The sequence below is a fragment of the Crossiella sp. S99.2 genome, from assembly GCF_023094165.1.
In the GTDB taxonomy this organism is placed as follows: domain Bacteria; phylum Actinomycetota; class Actinomycetes; order Mycobacteriales; family Pseudonocardiaceae; genus Crossiella.
Genome location: NZ_JALMDK010000006.1, coordinates 649270 through 664255 on the forward strand (window position 1 = coordinate 649270; position 14986 = coordinate 664255).

Annotated in this window: 15 protein-coding genes; 6 read left to right on the forward strand and 9 right to left on the reverse strand. The window is 70.0% G+C overall.

Annotated elements, in window-relative coordinates; translation table 11 throughout:
* The first annotated feature begins 30 nt into the window (after positions 1-30).
* Together MZC64_RS26170 and MZC64_RS26175 are read left to right on the forward strand one after the other, a co-directional pair.
* The gene (locus tag MZC64_RS26170; RefSeq protein WP_247758978.1) at positions 31-1296 is read left to right on the forward strand and encodes a beta-ketoacyl synthase; all 1266 of its coding nucleotides are present in this window, start codon (positions 31-33) and stop codon (positions 1294-1296) included.
* Positions 1293-2507 carry a beta-ketoacyl synthase N-terminal-like domain-containing protein gene (locus MZC64_RS26175; RefSeq protein WP_247758977.1) on the forward strand — a complete coding sequence of 405 codons (1215 nt, stop codon included), beginning with the start codon at positions 1293-1295 and terminating at the stop codon, positions 2505-2507. The genes MZC64_RS26170 and MZC64_RS26175 overlap by 4 nt, the downstream gene beginning before the upstream one ends.
* Positions 2508-2573: 66 nt before the next feature.
* Here MZC64_RS26175 and MZC64_RS26180 read toward each other — a convergent pair whose 3' ends face one another.
* From MZC64_RS26180 to MZC64_RS26190, 3 genes are read right to left on the reverse strand one after another with little or no spacing between them, the layout of a single operon-like run.
* On the reverse strand, positions 2574-2843 hold the full coding sequence (locus tag MZC64_RS26180) for an acyl carrier protein (RefSeq protein WP_185001989.1): 270 nt from the start codon (positions 2841-2843) through the stop codon (positions 2574-2576).
* Positions 2844-2879: 36 nt separating this feature from the next.
* Positions 2880-3830, reverse strand: coding sequence for an aromatase/cyclase (locus tag MZC64_RS26185; RefSeq protein WP_247758976.1), 951 nt, complete (start codon positions 3828-3830; stop codon positions 2880-2882).
* A gap of 24 nt (positions 3831-3854) precedes the next feature.
* Positions 3855-4856, reverse strand: a complete 1002-nt coding sequence (locus MZC64_RS26190) for an acyltransferase domain-containing protein (RefSeq protein ID WP_247758975.1) — start codon at positions 4854-4856, stop codon at positions 3855-3857.
* A 180-nt stretch (positions 4857-5036) separates the two neighbouring features.
* On the opposite strand from MZC64_RS26190, the gene MZC64_RS26195 reads away from it, so the two are divergent.
* Positions 5037-6467 carry an alpha/beta fold hydrolase gene (locus MZC64_RS26195; RefSeq protein WP_247758974.1) on the forward strand — a complete coding sequence of 477 codons (1431 nt, stop codon included), beginning with the start codon at positions 5037-5039 and terminating at the stop codon, positions 6465-6467.
* 39 nt (positions 6468-6506) lie between these two features.
* Entirely contained in the window at positions 6507-7235 is a 729-nt protein-coding gene (locus MZC64_RS26200; RefSeq protein WP_247758973.1) for a class I SAM-dependent methyltransferase, read from the forward strand.
* Positions 7236-7310: 75 nt separating this feature from the next.
* Here MZC64_RS26200 and MZC64_RS26205 read toward each other — a convergent pair whose 3' ends face one another.
* The 3 genes from MZC64_RS26205 to MZC64_RS26215 all read right to left on the reverse strand — a co-directional run bounded on the left by MZC64_RS26205 (position 7311) and on the right by MZC64_RS26215 (position 10452).
* Entirely contained in the window at positions 7311-8264 is a 954-nt protein-coding gene (locus tag MZC64_RS26205; RefSeq protein ID WP_247758972.1) for an NAD(P)-dependent oxidoreductase, read from the reverse strand.
* A 6-nt stretch (positions 8265-8270) separates the two neighbouring features.
* On the reverse strand, positions 8271-9407 hold the full coding sequence (locus MZC64_RS26210) for a nucleotide disphospho-sugar-binding domain-containing protein (RefSeq protein ID WP_247758971.1): 1137 nt from the start codon (positions 9405-9407) through the stop codon (positions 8271-8273).
* Between the two features lie 166 nt (positions 9408-9573).
* Positions 9574-10452: a sugar nucleotidyltransferase gene (locus MZC64_RS26215; protein WP_247758970.1), complete on the reverse strand. Its 879-nt coding sequence runs from the start codon at positions 10450-10452 to the stop codon at positions 9574-9576.
* Between the two features lie 109 nt (positions 10453-10561).
* On the opposite strand from MZC64_RS26215, the gene MZC64_RS26220 reads away from it, so the two are divergent.
* A complete protein-coding gene (locus tag MZC64_RS26220; RefSeq protein WP_247758969.1) occupies positions 10562-11782 on the forward strand; it encodes a class I SAM-dependent methyltransferase in 1221 nt (406 codons plus the stop codon).
* Between the two features lie 72 nt (positions 11783-11854).
* Here the strand turns inward: MZC64_RS26220 and MZC64_RS26225 are convergent, their stop codons facing one another.
* On the reverse strand, positions 11855-13189 hold the full coding sequence (locus MZC64_RS26225) for a PLP-dependent aminotransferase family protein (protein WP_247758968.1): 1335 nt from the start codon (positions 13187-13189) through the stop codon (positions 11855-11857).
* Positions 13190-13275: 86 nt separating this feature from the next.
* On the opposite strand from MZC64_RS26225, the gene MZC64_RS26230 reads away from it, so the two are divergent.
* The gene (locus MZC64_RS26230; RefSeq protein WP_247758967.1) at positions 13276-13896 is read left to right on the forward strand and encodes a DJ-1/PfpI family protein; all 621 of its coding nucleotides are present in this window, start codon (positions 13276-13278) and stop codon (positions 13894-13896) included.
* Between the two features lie 76 nt (positions 13897-13972).
* On the opposite strand, the gene MZC64_RS26235 is transcribed toward MZC64_RS26230, so the two are convergent.
* Together MZC64_RS26235 and MZC64_RS26240 are read right to left on the reverse strand one after the other, a co-directional pair.
* On the reverse strand, positions 13973-14122 hold the full coding sequence (locus MZC64_RS26235; protein WP_247758966.1) for a hypothetical protein: 150 nt from the start codon (positions 14120-14122) through the stop codon (positions 13973-13975).
* A gap of 188 nt (positions 14123-14310) precedes the next feature.
* On the reverse strand, positions 14311-14649 hold the full coding sequence (locus tag MZC64_RS26240; protein ID WP_247758965.1) for a hypothetical protein: 339 nt from the start codon (positions 14647-14649) through the stop codon (positions 14311-14313).
* Between the last annotated feature and the right edge of the window lie 337 nt (positions 14650-14986).

Consider the following 14986-nt stretch of genomic DNA (forward strand, 5'->3'; position numbering starts at 1 on the left):
TGCGCCCTGACGGCATCTCAAGGAGGCCCCATGGCCCGACGGGCAGTCATTACTGGAATCGGCGTGACCGCGCCGGGAGGGATCGGGACGCAGCCGTTCTGGGACCTGCTGGTCAGCGGCCGGACCGCGACCCGCAGGATCACCGCGTTCGACCCGGCCGCGCACCGCTGCCAGGTCGCCGCCGAAATCGACTTCGACCCGCTGTTACACGGCCTGACCCGGCAGGAGGTCAGACGGACCGACCGCGCGACCCAGCTGGCGCTGGTCTCGGCCAGGGAGGCGGTGCTGGACAGCGGCCTGGTCATCGACGGCGAGCTGGCCGAGCGCACCGGGGTGGCGCTGGGCAGCGCGGTCGGCGGCACCACCACGCTGGAGCGGGAGTACGCGGTGTTGTCCAACGGTGGCAAGGACTGGGTGCTCGATCCCGCCTACGCCGTGCCGCACCTCTACGAGGGCTTCCTGCCCAGCTCGATCGCGGCCGAGGTGGCCGTGCGCACCGGCGCGCTCGGCCCGGCCTCGGTGATCTCCACCGGCTGCACCTCGGGCATCGACTCGGTCGGCTACGCCGCCGAGCTGGTCCGGGACGGGGCGGCCGACGTCATGATCACCGGCGCCACCGACGCGCCGATCTCGCCGATCACCCTCACCTGCTTCGACTCGATCAAGGCCACCTCGGCCCGCAACGACGATCCGGCCACGGCCTGCCGGCCCTTCGACCGCAACCGCACCGGGCTGATCCTGGGCGAGGGTTCGGCCGTGCTGGTGCTGGAGGAGTACGAGCACGCCCGGCGGCGCGGCGCCACCATTTACGCGGAGGTGGGCGGGTACGCCGCCCGCTGCAACGCCTTCCACATGACCGGGCTCAAGGCCGACGGCCGGGAGATGGCCGAGGCGATCAACCTGGCGATGGCCGAGGCCGGGCTGAACCCCGAGGACATCGACTACGTCAACGCGCACGGCTCCGGCACCAGGCAGAACGACCGGCACGAGACCGCGGCGGTCAAGCGCAGCCTCGGCGAGCACGCCTACCGCACGCCGATGAGCGGCATCAAGGCCATCGTCGGCCACTCCCTTGGCGCCATCGGCTCGATCGAGATCGCCGCCTGCGCGCTGTCGATCAAGCACGGAGTGGTGGTGCCCACGGCCAACCTGACCGAGGCCGATCCCGAGTGCGACCTGGACTACGTGCCCGGCGCCGCGCGGGAGCGGCGGCTGGACGCGGTGCTCACCGTGGGCAGTGGCTTCGGCGGCTTCCAGAGCGCGCTGGCGCTCTCCTCGGGAGGGCGGGCGGCATGAGCGATCAGGACGTGGTGGTCACCGGCATCGGCGTGCTCGCGCCGAACGGCACCGACACCGAAAGCTATTGGGCCGCAACGCTCAAGGGGGAGTCCGCGATCCGGCCCTGCACCCGCTTCGACACCACCGGCTACCCGGTCCGGCTGGCCGCGCAGGTGCCGGAGTCCGAGGCCGAACTGGCCTTCCCGCGCAAGCTGCTGCCGCAGACCGACCGGCTCACCCGGCTGGCCATGGTGTGCGCGGACGCGGCACTGGCCGACGCGGCGGTGGATCCGGCGGCGCTGGCCGAGTACTCGATGGGCGTGGCCGTCTCCGGCGCCACCGGCGGGCTGGAGTTCGGCCAGCAGCAGCTGCAGAAGCTGTGGGGCCAGGGCTGGGAGGAGGTCAGCCCGTACATGTCCTTCGCCTGGTACTACGCGGTGAACTCGGGCCAGATCTCCATCCGCAACGGCATGCGTGGCCCGAGCGGGGTGGTGATCTCCGAGCAGGCCGGCGGCCTGGACTCGCTGGCCTTCGCCCGCAGGCGGGTGCGCAAGGGCACCGCGGTGATGACCGCGGGCGGCTTCGACAGCATGCTCTGTCCCTACGGCCTGTCCACCCTGTCGGTGGCCGCCGGGGTGTGCCGGGGCGACGATCCGGACCGGGCCTACCTGCCCTTCCACCCGGACAGCGGCGGCTTCGTGCCGGGCGAGGGCGGCGCGGTGCTGATCCTGGAGTCCCGCGCCGGCGCGGCGCAGCGTGGCGCGCCCTCGATCTACGGGGTGCTGGCCGGGCACGGCGCGGCCTTCGACCCGGACCCGATCGGCGGTGGCGCCCTGGTGCGGGCGGCGCGGGCCGCGCTGACCGAGGCCGGGCTCACCGCCGCGGACGTCGACGTGGTCTTCGCCGACGCGGCGGGCGTGCCCGCGCTGGACACCGCCGAGGCCAGCGCGCTGCGCACCCTGTTCGGCGACCGGCGGGTCCCGGTCAGCGCACCGAAGGCGCTGGTGGGCCGGTTGCTCTCCGGCGGTTCGGCGCTGGACGCGGCCACCGCGTTGCTCAGCCTGCGTGACGGCATGATCCCGGCGGTGCCGGGCATCGAGCCGGAGCAGGCCGATCCGGCGCTGGACCTGGTGGTGGGTTCGCCGCGGGCGCGGGAGATCGGCACCGCGCTGGTGCTCGCCCGCGGACACGGCGGGTTCGCCTCGGCCATGGTGCTGACGAGGCCGTGAACAACGAGGACGGGGCGGGTGCGCAGACTGCGCGCCCGCCCCGTCCGGCTGTCCGGGAGTGGTGCCTCAGACCGTGGACCCGGCCAGTGCGACCTGCTGGTTGACCAGGTCGAGCAGGTGCCGGGGGGTCTCGATATCCGCGGCCGCCGACTCCGGGATCTTGATCTTGAAGTGCCGTTCCAGCCTGCTCGTGGTGTCGATGATCGCGAGCGAGTCGAAGCCCAGGTCCATCAGGTTGGTGTCCAGGACGTCGCCGTCCAGGTCGACGGACTCGTCCTCGCCCACCGCGCGGGCCAGGAACTCCTTCAGCTCGTCCAGGGTCAGCTGGGTACTCATGCGGAGATCACCTTCATTCTGTGGTTCGGTCGGGGGTCAGCGCGCTTCGACGTGCTCGCGCGCCTTGGCCAAGGTCGCCCGGCTGTTCGCGCCGAGCGCGTTGCGCACGGCGGTCCGGGCCGCCGCCAGCGACGCCGGCGGGGCAGGCAGGGCGGCGATGCCCTCGGGGTCCAGGAACACCTGGTGCCGGGCGGTCACCAGGACCCGGCCGTCCGAAGTGGACTCGAACAGCCATTCGCCGTTGTGCGCCCGCAGCGCCGCCGGCAACTTGACCTGCTTGTAGGAGATGCGCCGGTTCGGCTCGCAGACCCGGCCGGAGATCGTGGTGTGCACCGAGCCGTCCGGCGAGCGGGTGTCCATCTCCATGTGCTGCAGGCCGGTGGTGTCCTCGCGCAGGTCCAGGCGCACCACGTGCGGCAGCCGCTCGGGCCACTTGGCCGCGTCGTAGAGGAAGTCGTAGACCTGCTCGATCGGCGCCGCGAAGGTCTCGGTGTCGGCGAACTCGAACAGCAGCTCGGCCTCCTCCGCCGCGCGCTCGGCCACCCGCTTGAGGTTGGCCAGTTCGGCCACGCTGTTGGTCTCCACCGCGCCGGCGATGCGGGCCAGCTTCGCCGGATCGTCGCCGACGGCCCGGTAGTGGTGGTCCAGCACGATCACGCAGCCGCCATCGGATTCCGGGCGCACCGTCCAGGTCCCGCCCATCGCTGCCACCGGGTCCGCGGTCACGACCTGCTCGAACTCCACCCGGAACCGGTCGGGGAACAGCCTGCGGCGGGATTCCCAGCTGCGCAGGTCGCCGTTGGCCAGCGCGCAGATCCGGATGCGTTCCTCGGTGTCGTCGCCCGCGATCCGCTCGGCCCGCACCGTGGGCGGGAAGTACAGCGGCCACCGGGACACGTCGGCGACGATCCGGTAGACGGCCGCCGCCGGTGCGGCCACCTCGATCCGGTGGGTGACCTCGGTGCGGGTCGATTCGGTGCTGGTCATCAGGCGCCTCTCTGCTTCCGGTGATCACGCGGTGGGGATGGGTGCGGCCAGCGCGAGCCGCGCCGCGGCGGTGGTGTCCTGGTCGAGCTGGTCGCCCCGGTGCCGATCGGGCAGCAGCGGCACTACCCGGCCACCGCCCTTGACCACCGAGGGCTGGCGGCGGCCCAGCACGCTCAGGCTGGTGCCCGGCCCGGCCTCCACCAGCACGCAGTCGCCGTGCTCGGCCAGCAACTTCGTCAGCGTCGGCGCGAAGTACACGGTGTCGGCGGCCTGGTTGGCCCAGAACACCGGATCCCGCGCGGTCTCGGCGGTGAGCACGCCCTGGGTGTAGGCGGAGTAGAGCGTCAGCCGCGGCGGCGAGAGCGGCACCGAGCGCCAGCCGGGCAGCGAGGCGGTCACCGCGTGCGCCACCACCGGGCTGTGGAATGCCTGCCGGGCAAGCACATCCCGGCAGACCACGTGCCGTTCGGTCAACGTCCGGGCCGCCTCGGCCAGCGGTGCGGCTTCCCCGGCCAGCAGCAGCTGGCGGGGCGCGTTCACCGCGGCCAGGTGCACCCGCTCGCCCAGCACGTCCGCGACCTCGGCCACCGAGGCCGACACCGCGAGCATCCCGCCCGGCGGGGTGCCGGCGAACTCGGTGATCCGCTCGTCCATCAGCCGGATGCCGTCGGCGAACTCCAGCACCCCGGCCAGGGTGGCCGCGGCCATCTCGCCGACGCTGTGCCCGAGCAGGGCCACCGGGCGCACGCCCCAGTCCAGCACCATCCGGCCCATCGCGTGGTTGACCGCGTAGAGCAGCGGCTGGGCCACCGAGACGTCGTCGTAGTCCGGCGGAGGCTCGGCGGCCAGCCACGCCGCACGCAGCCGGGGCCCGTCCGCGCCGAACAGCTCGAAGGCCCGGTCCATCCAGTAGGTGAAGGTCTGCTCGTGCTGGTAGAGGCCGGCCGCCATCCGCGGGTGCTGGGCGCCCTGGCCAGGGAACAGCAGCACGACCGGCGGCTCGGACCGCGCTGTCACAGGTGACATCTCCGATCCCTTTCCTCGGTTGGGCCGAGGGTGCGGGCGGCCTGTCGAGGCTCGCCTGAGCCTGGCCGGATCGCGGCCGGGAACCACCGGCAGGTCAAGCCCGCTTCCACGGGCATTCGAGGTGGCCTGGCGACCCTGAGCCTCGGGAATTTCCTATTTATGGAGGTCGAGCTGAGCGCCATGACCACTGAATCGCCACCGCCCGGCCTGTCCGAGTTCTATCGCCAGGAACCGGTGTGGTCCGGCTCGACCGAGGACGACGGACTCGAATACGCGACCATCGCGGTCCCGTTGAATTACGCCGATCCCGGCAGCGAAAAGCTGTCCATTGCCATCAGCCGGAAGAAAGCAACGGACCCGGCCAATCGGCGCGGCATCCTGCTCACCCTCAATGGCGGCCCCGGCGGTTATTTCGGCCTCGGCACCCGTTTCCCGGCCGCGCTGGCGCACACCCGGCTGACCGAGCGCTACGACGTGATCGGGTTCGATCCTCGGGGCACCGGCGGCTCCACCCCGCTGCTCGCCGAGATCACCCCTGTCCAGGCGAAACCCGACTCCAGGCCGCCGGATGACCTGCTGGCCACCATCGCCGAGGACGCCAGGGCCCGCGAGCAGGGCGCCCACCGGGCAGGCGGTCCGCAGCGCCCGCACTTCAGCACCCGGAACGTGGTGCGGGACATGGACGTGATCCGGTCCGCGCTGGGCGAAGACAAGATCAATTACCTTGGCTACACCTACGGCACCTATGCCGGCGCGGTCTACGGCGCGATGTTCCCGGACCGGCTGGACCGCACCGTGCTCGATTCCTGCGTGCACCCGGACTGGTCCTGGCGGGAACAACTCATGGCACAGGGACCGGCAAATCGGGCAAATCTCGATAAATGGGCGGAATGGGTCGCGGGACGATCCGGACATTTCTCGCTCGGTGATTCCGCCGCGGCGGTGCTGGCCACCGTCGAGGCGGCGGTGGCCGCGCTCGGCGCCCAGCCGGAGGGCACCGGGTTACGCACCCTGCTGGACTGCGCGCTGGCCTCGCGCTCGGCGGACCGGGCCCGCTGGGAGGAGCTGGGCAGGCTGGTCGCCGACCTGCGCACCGGTGACAAGGGGCTGGCCGAGAAGTGGCTGGCGGACGAGCGGATCTGGCCGCCGACGGAGACCGAGGGCGCGACCCGCTGCGGGGTGCTGGACGCGGTGATCGCGGAGAAGGACTGGCCGACCGACCTGGAGACCTACTACGCGGACATGCGCGAGTACCGGGAGAAGTACCCGTACGGCAACTGCGTGATGCGCGCCCAGCCGTTCAGCGGCGCCTTCCGCACCTTCACCCCGCCGGAGCGGCCCGCCACGCTGCGCCGCGAGGGCTACCCGGCCGGGCTCGTCGTGCACGCCGACGGCGACCCGATCGACTACTACCCGGGTGGCGCGGCCCTGGCGGAGCGGCTGGGCCACCGGCTGATCACCGTCGAGGACTCCGGCCAGCACGAGATCTACGCCTTCCGCGGCAACGCGGCAGTGGACGAGCTGGTCGAGCGGTACCTGCTGGACGGCGAGCTGCCCGCCGCGGACACCGTGTGCGCGAGCACTGTGCCGCGACCGAGCCTGCCCGTCTGACCCCTGGATCCCCCATCCCACACCGAGGTTGGTGATGACATGTACGGCGCGGCCTACGCCGAGATCTACGACCTGATCTACGCCAGTCGTGACAAGGACTACGCGGGCGAGTCGACCGAGTTGGCCGCGCTGGTGCGCGCGCGCAAACCCGATGCCGCCTCGCTGCTGGACGTGGCCTGCGGCACCGGCGGGCACCTGGCCCACCTCAAGCAGGAGTTCGGCACCGTCGCCGGGCTGGAGCAGTCCGAGCACATGATCGCGCGGGCCAACCGGGCGATGCCGGACATCCCGGTGTACCAAGGCGATATGCGCGATTTCCACGTCGAGCGGACCTTCGACGCGGTGGTCTGCATGTTCAGCTCGATCGGCTACGTCGGCAGCACCGCCGCGCTGGACAGCACGCTGAAGAGCTTCGCGCACCACCTGAACCCGGGCGGGGTGATCATCATCGAGCCCTGGTACTTCCCGGACGGCTTCCTGCCGGGCTACATCGCCAACGACCTGGTCCGCACGGAGGACCGGGTCACGGTGCGGGTGTCGCACTCCACCAGGGAGGGCGACCAGGTGCCGATGACCGTGCACTACATCGACGCGCAGCGGGACGCGGGCATCAAGCACTACACCGATGTGCACTGGATGACCCTGTTCGAGCGCGAGCAGTACGAGGCGGCCTTCGAGCAGGCCGGGTGCCGGGTGGAGTACCTGCCGGGCGGCCGGTTCAACTGCGGCCTGTTCGTCGGCACGCGCACCGATCAGCCACTGCGCTGAGCACCGCACGCCACTGGGCCGGTCCCGTAGTCGGGGACCGGCCCAGTGGCGTTTTATGTTGGCGCTAAAGGGTTTTCAGCTTCCGGTGACGACTTGTTCGGCCACCGCGGTCCGCCACATGTCCCGCAGCGAGTCCGCCAGGGGGATCCGCGGCGACCAGCCCAGCAGGTCCCTGGCCAGCCCGATGTCGACCTGAGTCCAGTCTCCGCCGAGGCTGACCACCCGCCGGTTCCGCTCACGCAGCATTTCCGGCGGCAGCCCGGCCGCGGCGACGAAGGTGCGCACCAGCTCGCGGATGGTGACCGCCCGGCCGCTGCCGAGGTTGATCACCCGGCCGGTCACCGGCGCCCCGGCGGCCAGCCTGACCGCTTCGGCGGCATCGCGCACGTCCAGGTAGTCCCTGGTCGCCTCGGTCACGGTCACCGTCATCGGCACGCCCGAGTCCAGTGCGGTGCACAGCATGGCGATGAGTTTCCCGACGAAGCTGGCCGGGGAGGGGTACGGCCCGGAGATGTTGGACAGCCGCAGCACCACCCCGTCCACCGCACCGGCGGCGGCCGCGTCCAGCACCGCGACCGAGCCGTCCAGCTTGGTCCGGGTGTAGGGGGTGCGCGGGTCCGGCGCCAGGTTCTCATCGATCAACGTCCCGGCCGGCACCTCGCCGTATTCCAGGATGGTGCCCATGTGCACCAGGCGCGGCCGCCAGGGCAGCGCGCCGACCGCGCCGATCACCGCGCGGGCCAGGCCGACGTTGCCGCGGGCCAGTTGCTCCTCGGTGTTGGCCCAGCCGTCGGTGGCGTTGGCCGCGTCGGTCGCGTTGACCACCACGTCCACCCGCTCGGCGCGGAGCAGGTCGGTGATCGTCTCCGGCGCGGCCAGCGCCAGGTCCAGCCGGGCGAACCGGTGCTCGGCCAGGTAGGGCGCTGGATTGCGCGCCACCACGATGACCTCGTCACCGTGCCGGGCGAAACTCGCGCACACCTGCCTGCCGAGCCATCCGGTGCCGCCGAGCACCGCCACCCGGGTCACGGCCGGCTACTTCGCGACGAGCTTCTCGAGCACGGGCACCAGATCCGCCGGCGAGGGCAGCTGGGCGATCTGGTCCCGCACCTCCCTGGCCCGCACGCCGTAGCTCTCCTGCGCCAGCAGCGCGCCGGTGGCTGCCAGCAGCAGTTCCGGAGTCAGGTCCGCCGGCTCGATCCGGCGGATGGCGCCGAATTCGGCCAGCTTGCCGATCGCGGACAGCGGCTTGCCCATGCCAGGGATGACCACCTGCGGCAGTCCGTGCGTCAGGCAGGTCATCATGGTGCCCGGCCCGCCGTGGTGCACCACGGCGTCGCAGCCGGAGAGCACCGAGGTCAGCGACTGCCAGCCCACCGCGACCACCGAGTCGGGCAGCTCGCCCATCTGCGGCACCAGGAAATCGGCCACCGCCACCACCAGTTCGGCCTCCAGCGTGCCCAGCGCCTTGAGCAGCTGCACCAGCACCGGCAGTCCGCCGGCCTGCGGCTGCACCGAGCCCAGGGTGACCAGCAGCCGGGGCTTGGTCCGCGGCTGGAGCACCCAGCCGGGCAGCAGGCCGGGCTCGCCGTAGGGCACGTACCGCATCGGCTGCGCGCCGGCGATGGAGTCGCCCAGCAGCGGCGGGGTGTTGTCGATAACCAGGTCGGCCTCGGGCAGCCGGTCCAGGCCGAAGCGGGCCAGCTCCGGGGCCAGCTCCGCATTCAGCGCGGGCACGATCGGCAGGTCGCCGGGACCGACGGTGTGCTTGACCCACGGCACCCCATTGACCTTGGCCGCTATCGCGGCGGTGGCGAAGGAATAGGATTCCGCGACGATGAGGTCCGGCTTCCAGCGGGCCACCAGGTCCACGGTGCCGTCCAGGGTCCGTTCGGCGAGCCGGGCGAATCCGGATCCGGTCATCCCGCCCATCTGATCGTGCGATTCGGGGAATTTGAGCGGATTGCCCGCGCGGTCCTTGCCCATCACATCGCGCATCTCGATCGGACCGGATACCGCGGCCATGGGCAGACCGGAACCGCGGACCACCGCGTCCCAATTCTCCGGCGCCGCGACCAGCACCTCATGCCCGGCCGCACGCAATGCCCAGGCCAATCCGACAACCGGGAAGTACAGCGGGTGGGCGGGACCGGTGTTGACCAGAATCTTCATCTTCGCACCTTAGGAATGAGGACAGGAGAGCTGGAACAGAGCACGGACCGGGTTTCGCGCGATTCCGCAAATCTTCCCCGGCCGATATCTCACCAATCGCACAACATCCTGGTTCAGGGTGCTGGCGATTCCTCGAACGCGACTGGAGACCGGCTGGACGCGGTGGTCAGGCCGGGCCCAGTTCGGCCGCGATGGCCATCACGTACTCGCCGTAGGGCGAGCGGGCCAGCCGTTCGCCGAGCCGGTGGCAGTCCGCGGCGCTGATGAAGCCCATCCGCAGCGCCACTTCCTCCAGGCAGGCGATCCGCGCGCCCTGCCGCGCCTCCAGGGTGCGCACGTAGTGGCCTGCCTGCAGCAGCGACTCCGGCGTCTCGGTCTCCAGCCAGGCGAAGCCCCGGCCCAGGTCGACCAGCTTCGTCTGGTCCCGCCGCAGGTAGGCGCGGTGCACCTGGGTCAGATCCGGCTCGCCGGGCCCGGCCGGCGGCAGGTTCTTGACCAGGTCGATCACCTCGTTGTCGTAGAAGCCGAGCCCGGTGACCGCCCGCCTGCCGCGCCGGGACACCGGCTGCGCCCCGATCGAGCGCAGCCGCCCGTGCTCGTCCACCTCGGCCGCCCCGCACCGGCCCGGCTCGCCCACCGGTGAGCCGAACAGCACGCAGCCGAGCACGTCCGCGCTGTGCTCGGCCAGCACCGAATAGAAACGCTGGCCGTGGAAAATGTGGTCGCCGTGGATCAGCGCGACCGAATCCTCGCCGATGTGGTCGGCGCCGAGGACCAGCGCCTCGGCAATTCCGCCCGGCTCGTCCTGGATCCGGTAGTCCAGACGCAGACCCAGTTCCCCGCCGTCACCCAGCAGGTGCCGGATCCGGGGCAGTTCCGCGGGCGCGCCGATCAGCAGAATGTCCCGGATACCGGCCAGCATGAGCACGCTGAGCGGATAGTAGATCATCGGTTTGTCGCCGACCGGCAGCAGTTCCTTGGGCACCGCGAGCGTCATCGGGTGAAGTCGGCTCCCCGATCCGCCCGCGAGTATGATTCCCCGCATGCCAGCCTCCCGGTGTCTCGCCTGTCGCTCCAGCGGCGGGTGCAGTACCGCAGGCGCGGTCTGAGCCCAGCTCGACCACCACTCAATCCGGCGCGTTTACGGTGCGGATATGTCTACCTGCCGCATCTGCCGGGGCCCGGTCTACCAGTTCTTCGATTTCGGCCAGCAGCCGATCTCCGATGCTTTCCGCAAGCCGGAGGACACCTCCGAGGAGTTCTTCTTCCACATGGCCATCGGCGTGTGCCAGCAATGCACGATGGTTCAGCTGATGTCCGAGGTGCCGAGGGAAAAGATGTTCCACGAGGAGTACGCGTACCACTCCTCGACCTCGGCGCGTATGCAGGAGCACTTCGCCGGCACCGCGCTGCGCCTGCTGGAGACCGAGTGCCGCGACGTGGCCGACCCGCTGGTGGTGGAACTCGGCTGCAACGACGGCATCATGCTGCGCACGGTGGCCGAGCGCGGGGTCCGCCACCTGGGCGTGGACCCCTCCGCCAACGTGGCCGAGGTGGCCGCGAGCAAGGGCGTGCGGGTCCGGGTCGCCTTCTTCGAGGAGTCGGTGGCCAAGGAGATCCGGGCGGCCGAGGGTCCGGCCCAGGTGATCTACGCGGCGAACACCGTCTGCCACATCCCTTACCTGGACTCGATTTTCCGCGGCGTGGACGCGCTGCTCTCCCCCACCGGCGTGTTCGTCTTCGAGGACCCCTACCTTGGCGACATCGTCGAGCGGGCCAGCTTCGACCAGATCTACGACGAGCACTTCTACCTGTTCTCCGCCACCTCGGTGCAGGCCGCGGCCCGGCAGTTCGGCTTCGACCTGGTCGATGTCGAACGCCTGCCCACGCACGGCGGCGAGGTCCGCTACACCATCGGCCGCCCCGAGCACCGCCAGCCGTCCGCACGGGTCGCCGAACTCATCGCCGAGGAACGCGAACGCGGCATCGACAACCTCGCCACCCTGGAGCAGTGGGGCACCGAGGTGAAGCGCAACTGCGGCGACCTGGTCACCCTGCTGCGCAAGCTCAAGGACGAGGGCGCCACCGTCTACGCCTTCGGCGCCACCGCGAAGAGCGCCACCGTCACCAACTACGCCGGCATCGGCCCCGACCTGGTGGCAGGCGTGTTCGACTCCACCCCCGGCAAGCAGCACCGCCTCACCCCCGGCGCCCACCTGCCGGTCCGCCCCATCGAGGAGTTCACCTCGCCGTACCCGGACTACCTGCTGCTCTTCGCCTGGAACCACGCCGAGGAGATCATCAAGCGCGAGCAGGCATTCCGCGAGCAGGGCGGCAAGTGGATCCTCTACGTCCCCGACGTGCACCTGCTGTGACCAACCCGCCCCACCCCCGCCGCCCCAGACGATCCCACCTGCACCGCGGGTGGGATCGTCCTTTATGGACAGTCAGCGCCAGGCATCCTCCTCGACCACCCGCCTGACCTCGCTCAGCGTCTGGCGCAGATCGGGCAGCCCGATCGACCCCAGCGCCAGCCGAAGGGCCTGCGGCACCTGGGTGGTAGCCGCGAACGCCTCGGCCGTGGAGACCGCGATGTGTTGCCGCGCCAGCGTTGCCGCGATCCGGTCCGCCCGCGCACTCTCGGCCAGCGGCAACCAGAGGAAGTAGGACGCCGGGTGCCCCGTGACGCGCAGCCCGTCGAAAACCTCGCGCGCGATGGCCTGTCGCGCACTGGCATCGGCGCGTTTCCGGGCTTCCAGGCGGTCCACAGTGCCGTCCGCCAGCCAGCGGCAGGCGATCTCGGTGGCCAGCGCCGGCGTGCTCCAGGTGGTCGCCCGGATGACCCGCGCGATCGCCGCGACCCGATCACCAGGCGCCACAACGAAACCAACCCGCAGCCCGGTGCCCACGCTCTTGGACAGGCTGGAGACGTACACGGTGCGCTCCGGCGCCAAGGCGGCCAACGGCGGCGGCGGGTCCTCGACCAGGTAGGCGTAGGCGGCGTCCTCGATGACGATCAGGTCGTGCCGGCGCGCGATCGCCACCAGCCGGGCGCGCGCGGTCGCGGACATGACCCAGCCCAGCGGGTTGTGCAGGGTCGGCATGGCGTAGACGGCCCGGACCGGCCGTTGAGTGCAGAGTCGTTCCAGCGCAACAAGATCCGGCCCGACCCGGGTGCCAGGCACGGCCACCAGCTCCAGTCCCAGTGACTGCGCTAGCACCTTGAATCCCGGGTAGGTCAGCGCGTCCACGGCCACCACATCGCCGTGCTGGAGCGTGGCCATCGCGGTCGCCGCGAGCCCGTGCTGGGCGCCGCTGACGATGAGGACCTGCTCGGCGTCCACGGTCAGCCCGCGCCGCCGGAGGTGCCAGGCGACCGCGTCCCGATCCTTGACCCGGCCTCGGGGCGGTTGGTAGCGCAGCAACGTGTCCAGATCGCCCGCGGTGGCCAGCTCCCGCAACGCCTGCCGCAACAGATCGGCCTGACCGGGGATCGAGGGGTGGTTGAACCGGAGATCGAGGGCGTCCGCCGCCACGAACTGCTGGTCAACCCCCTCGGCCAGCAGCGCCAGATCACGCACGAACGTGCCCCGCCCCTGCTCGCCGCTGACCAGGCCCATCGCCTCCAGCTCGGCGTACACCCGCGAGGCGGTCACCAGCGCGATGCCCTCCCGGGCGGCGAGTTCGCGATGGGTGGGCAACCGGGTCCCCACCGGCCAGCGCCCCGACCGCAACTCCGCCGCGAGCGCGTCCACCACCCGCTTGTACCGAGGGATCCGCATGGGTCCCGATTGTATCCATGACAATTATTCGACTGTCATGGATACCGCTCCTAGGCTGCCCGCAGCAGACCGGAAAGGAGCCGTCCATGCACATCGCGATCCTGACCTTCGAGGGCTACAACGAACTCGACTCCCTCATCGCCCTCGGCGTCCTCAACCGCGTCAAGCGCCCCGGCTGGCGGGTCTCCATCGCCAGCCCCACCCCCACGGTCCGCTCGATGAACGGCGTGGTGATCGAGTCCATGACCGACCTGGCCGAGGCCTGCACCGCGGACGCCATCATCGTGGGCAGCGGAAAACAAACCCGCGAGGTGGTGGCCGACCCCACCATCATGACCATCCTGCGAAACCTCGACCCGTCCCGCCAACTACTCGCCGCCCAATGCTCCGGCACCCTGGTACTGGCGAAACTCGGCCTGCTCAACGACATCCCCGCCTGCACCGACCTCACCACCCGCCCCTGGGTGGTGGCAGCCGGCATCGAAGTCCTGAACCAGCCCTTCTACGCCAAGGGCAACCTCGCCACCGCGGGCGGCTGCCTCGCCTCGCACTACCTGGCCGCCTGGGTCATCGCCCGGCTGATCGGGCCGGAAGCCGCTGAGGATGCCTTGCACTATGTGGCGCCGGTCGGGGAGAAGGAGGAGTACGTCGCGCGCGCCATGCGCAACGTGATTCCGTACCTGGAGTCCGAAGTCGCAGTCGGCTAATACTGGCTGCCGTTTCCCGGCCAGAAGCCACGCCGGTGCTCGACGCCCAGTTGACCGCGGCCGGCTGCACCTCCAGTCAACTCATGGAGTCACAGTCCGCCAGAGTTTCAACAAAATGGTTGTTCGTCACCACGATCGAACCGGTCATCTCACCACGATCGCCGTCGGTATCGACGGCGACCACCACCAGACACTTGAGACTCTCGTTGATGGCGGTGCCAACCATCTCACTTACCCCGATTCACCTCCTCTCAGGACAGCTGACAGAAACCAGAATCCGCAGCGAAAGCCCGCGTGGAGGAGTTCCGAAAATCGATGCACTCTACGGACTCCATCATCGCATGGTTATCCCACCAGCAGCATGGACGGCTCTACTGGCGCCGCCCGAAACCAGGCTTCCACCAGCTCATCGGATCAAACGAGAACTCGCTTCTTCAGTTCCTGATATCCCTCCAAGTCGACCGAGTTCGATCGAGTCACTATAACCCATTTAGCGCTATCGAGCGCCTGAATTACGAACGGACACCTGCTCAAGTCCTCGTCATCCACCTCGGCAACACTCAGGTCCTCCCCATCTTCTACCGACACTAGAAGTAGATCATGCGTCTGTTCGACTCCGCTCGCAAATCTCAGAAGCTTATTCCAATCAAGCAGCACGCCGCGCAGATCCGAGTCAACAGCCTGCTCGAATTCCTCGACCGACATGCCATCCAGCATCTCCCCAGTTCCGCGAAACTCCAGGATCCTCCACATCCATCTCCGCCCATCCCGAGAGCTATAGCACATTCGACATGCACTGAAGCACATCAGAAATCGTTACATAGATCCCTTTCCGGCCATGCATCGGAATTTCAATCGAGACTGTCATATCTATGACCACTCCAGGGGCTCTGCGGAGCCACGTCGTGGCGTGCCTCCCGTTGGGTTAGGTACATAGGGGTGCTGATGCGAAGTCGCGGTCACTCGCGCATGAACTCGACCCGATCAAAAGCCTCGGCCGCCCAGCGGCAACCACATCACCTTCGAAGCGCACTCCTGCCTCTACATACACGCCGCCTGCCGCCGCGACGAAGCACTTGAAGGCCAGACC